The 3,444-nt window shown below is 56.9% G+C and carries 2 rRNA genes; both read left to right on the top strand.

The window, feature by feature from the left end:
• Positions 1-68: 68 nt before the first annotated feature.
• A 23S ribosomal RNA gene (locus tag O2L01_RS25535) occupies positions 69-3,187 on the top strand.
• Between the two features lie 138 nt (positions 3,188-3,325).
• Positions 3,326-3,442 (top strand): 5S ribosomal RNA (rrf, locus tag O2L01_RS25530).
• The last annotated feature ends 2 nt before the right edge of the window (positions 3,443-3,444 follow it).

Raw genomic sequence — 3,444 nt, 5'->3', positions numbered from 1 at the left:
GCTGTGTTGTTTGAGATTTGTATAGTGTGCGTGAGTGTCTTTGTTTCTATCTGATTTGACCGTGTGTTGGTTAAGTTGTGTAGGGCGCATGGTGGATGCCTTGGTGCCGGATGACCGATGAAGGACGTGTGAGGCTGCGATATGCCTGGGGGAGTTGCCAACTGGACTTTGATCCCAGGGTTTCCGAATGGGGTAACCCAGCCAGTTTGATGACTGGTTGCCGCTGGCTGAATGTATAGGCTGGTTGGTGGTGTGGCGGGGAAGTGAAACATCTCAGTACCTGCTGTGGAGAAAACAAGAGTGATTCCGTGAGTAGCGGCGAGCGAAAGCGGAGGAGGCTAAACCTGGTTCGTGTGATAGCCGGCAGGCGTTGCGGGTCAGGGGTTGTGGGACATCGTCGTTGAATTCTGCCGAGTTCAGGTTCACGCATCAGCAGCTAGTCGAACGGCGTGGGAAAGCCGACCGGAGAGGGTGAGAGTCCCGTAGGTGAAGGTTGTTGGTGGTGTTCGGATGGTGCACCCGAGTAGCGCGGGTTTCGTGGAGGCTCGTGTGAATCTGGCAGGACCGTCTGCTAAGCCTAAAGAGGTCCGGTGACCGATAGTGGAGAGTACCGTGAGGGAATGGTGAAAAGTACCCCGGGAGGGGAGTGAAAGAGTGCCTGAAACCATGTGCCTGTAAACCGTCAGAGCCCGGCCAGAAGCTTGCTTCTGGTAGGCGGGTGATGGCGTGCCTTTTGAAGAATGAGCCTGCGAGTTATGGTATGCCGCGAGGTTAAGCCGTGTGGTGGAGCCGGAGCGAAAGCGAGTCTGAATAGGGCGTTGAGTGGTGTGTTGTAGACCCGAAGCGGGGTGATCTACCCATGTCCAGGGTGAAGCGGCTGTAAGAGGTCGTGGAGGCCCGAACCCACCTAGGTTGCAAACTGGGGGGATGAGGTGTGGGTAGGGGTGAAAGGCCAATCAAACTCCGTGATAGCTGGTTCTCCCCGAAATGCATTTAGGTGCAGCGTCGCATGTTGCTCCGTGGTGGTAGGGCGCTGGTTGGGTGATGGGCCGTGTCGGTTACTGAGCTCAGCTAAACTTCGAATGCCATGGTGTTGAGTGCGGCAGTGAGTCGGCGGGTGAGAAGATCCGTCGTCGAGAGGGAAACAGCCCAGATTACCGGCTAAGGCCCCTAAGGGTGCACTGAGTGGAAAAGGATGTGGGGTCGCGTTGACAGCCAGGAGGTTGGCTTAGAAGCAGCCACCCTTGAAAGAGTGCGTAATAGCTCACTGGTCGAGTGGTTCTGCGCCGATAATGTAGCGGGGCTGAAGTGCACCGCCGAAGCCGTAGCAATGCCAGGTTCCTATGGGAGCTTGGGTTGGGTAGGGGAGCGTCGTACATGGGGTGAAGCTCCGGGGTAACCCATGGGGTGGACTTTGTACGAGTGAGAATGCAGGCATGAGTAGCGAAACACAGGTGAGAATCCTGTGCGCCGATTGACTAAGGGTTCCAGGGGACGGTTGTTCCGCCCTGGGTTAGTCTGGGCCTAAGGCGAGGCCGAGAGGCGTAGTCGATGGATAACCGGTTGATATTCCGGTACCCGAGTACCGCGTATGAGTGATAGCGGTTGTGCTAACCGGCTGTGAGCCGGCGAGTGGTCGCCTTCGGGTGGTTGTTTGTCGGTGAGTGGTTGGGGTCCTTTCCGTGTGTAGCGTAGTGATGGAGTGACGCAGTGGGGTAGCTGTACCGTCTGGTGGATTAGGCGGGGTAAGGTGGTAGCCCGATTCTCTAGGTAAATCCGGAGGGTCCCAGGTTCGGCCTGGAGGGTGAGCGCTGAAGCATAGCTCTTTTGAGTGAATTCGGTGATCCCGTGCTGTCGAGAAAAGCTTCTAGCGAGTGGTAGTCGGCCAGTACCCTAAACCGACACTGGTGGTCAGGTAGAGTATACTGAGGCGTTCGAGTGATGTGTGGTTAAGGAACTCGGCAAATTGCCTCCGTAACTTCGGGAGAAGGAGGGCCCTTTCTGGTGGCACGTGCGTGCGGAAGCTGGAGGGGGTTGCAGAGGCCAGGGGGAAGCGACTGTTTACTAAAAACACAGGTCCATGCGAAGCCGTGAGGTGAGGTATATGGACTGACGCCTGCCCGGTGCTGGAACGTTAAGAGGATCCATCAAGGCTTTGGCCTGCAGTGGTGAATTGAAGCGCCAGTAAACGGCGGTGGTAACTATAACCATCCTAAGGTAGCGAAATTCCTTGTCGGGTAAGTTCCGACCTGCACGAATGGCGTAACGACTTCCCCGCTGTCTCAACCACATGCTCGGCGAAATTGCAGTACGAGTAAAGATGCTCGTTTCGCGCGGCAGGACGGAAAGACCCCGGGACCTTTACTATAGCTTGGTATTGATGCATTGCTTGGTTTGTGTAGGATAGGCGGGAGCCTGGGAAGCTGCGACGCTAGTCGTGGTGGAGGTGTTGGTGAAATACCGCTCTGATCTGGTGGTGTGTCTCACCCGCGGCCCTGATCGGGTCGGGGGACAGTGCCTGGTGGGTAGTTTAACTGGGGCGGTTGCCTCCTAAATGGTAACGGAGGCGCCCAATGGTACCCTCGGGCCGGTTGGAAACCGGTCGGTGAGTGTAAGCGTAGAAGGGTGCTTGACTGTGAGACCGACGGGTCGAGCAGGTGCGAAAGCAGGGGCTAGTGATCCGGCACCGACGTACGGATGTGGTGTCGCTCAACGGATAAAAGGTACCCCGGGGATAACAGGCTGATCTTCCCCAAGAGTCCATATCGACGGGATGGTTTGGCACCTCGATGTCGGCTCGTCGCATCCTGGGGCTGGAGTTGGTCCCAAGGGTTGGGCTGTTCGCCCATTAAAGCGGCACGCGAGCTGGGTTTAGAACGTCGTGAGACAGTTCGGTCCCTATCCGCCGCGCGCGTAAGAGATTTGATGAAGGGCTGTCCCTAGTACGAGAGGACCGGGATGGACGAACCGCTGGTGTGCCAGTTGTCCCGCCAGGGGCATGGCTGGTTGGCTACGTTCGGGAGCGATAACCGCTGAAAGCATCTAAGCGGGAAGCGTGCTTCGAGATGAGATCTCTGTCAGGTTTATCCTGGTGAGGCGCCCTGTAGATGACGGGGTTGATAGGCTCGACATGGAAGCGTTGCAAGACGTGGAGTGGACGGGTACTAACCGCCGAGAACTTAACATAACATTCGGTCTTGATAGAACGAGGCATTCACGCACGCTATGCGATTCTGAGACAACACTGTTGGCTCGATCGCCTGCCACGAGACACGTCTCGTGGCCTGGCTTGATCGCTGAACGGACTGTTGGTTTCAATGGTTTGTTTGGTGGTGAGAGCGGAAGTGACACACCCGGTCCCATTCCGAACCCGGTCGTTACGGCTTCCAGCGCCGATGGTACTGCACTCGAGAGGGTGTGGGAGAGCAGGACACCGCCAAACAT

It is taken from the genome of Glycomyces lechevalierae (genome assembly GCF_027622945.1).
Lineage (GTDB): Bacteria > Actinomycetota > Actinomycetes > Mycobacteriales > Micromonosporaceae > Glycomyces > Glycomyces rutgersensis.
This window is presented reverse-complemented; position numbering and strand designations above follow the sequence as displayed.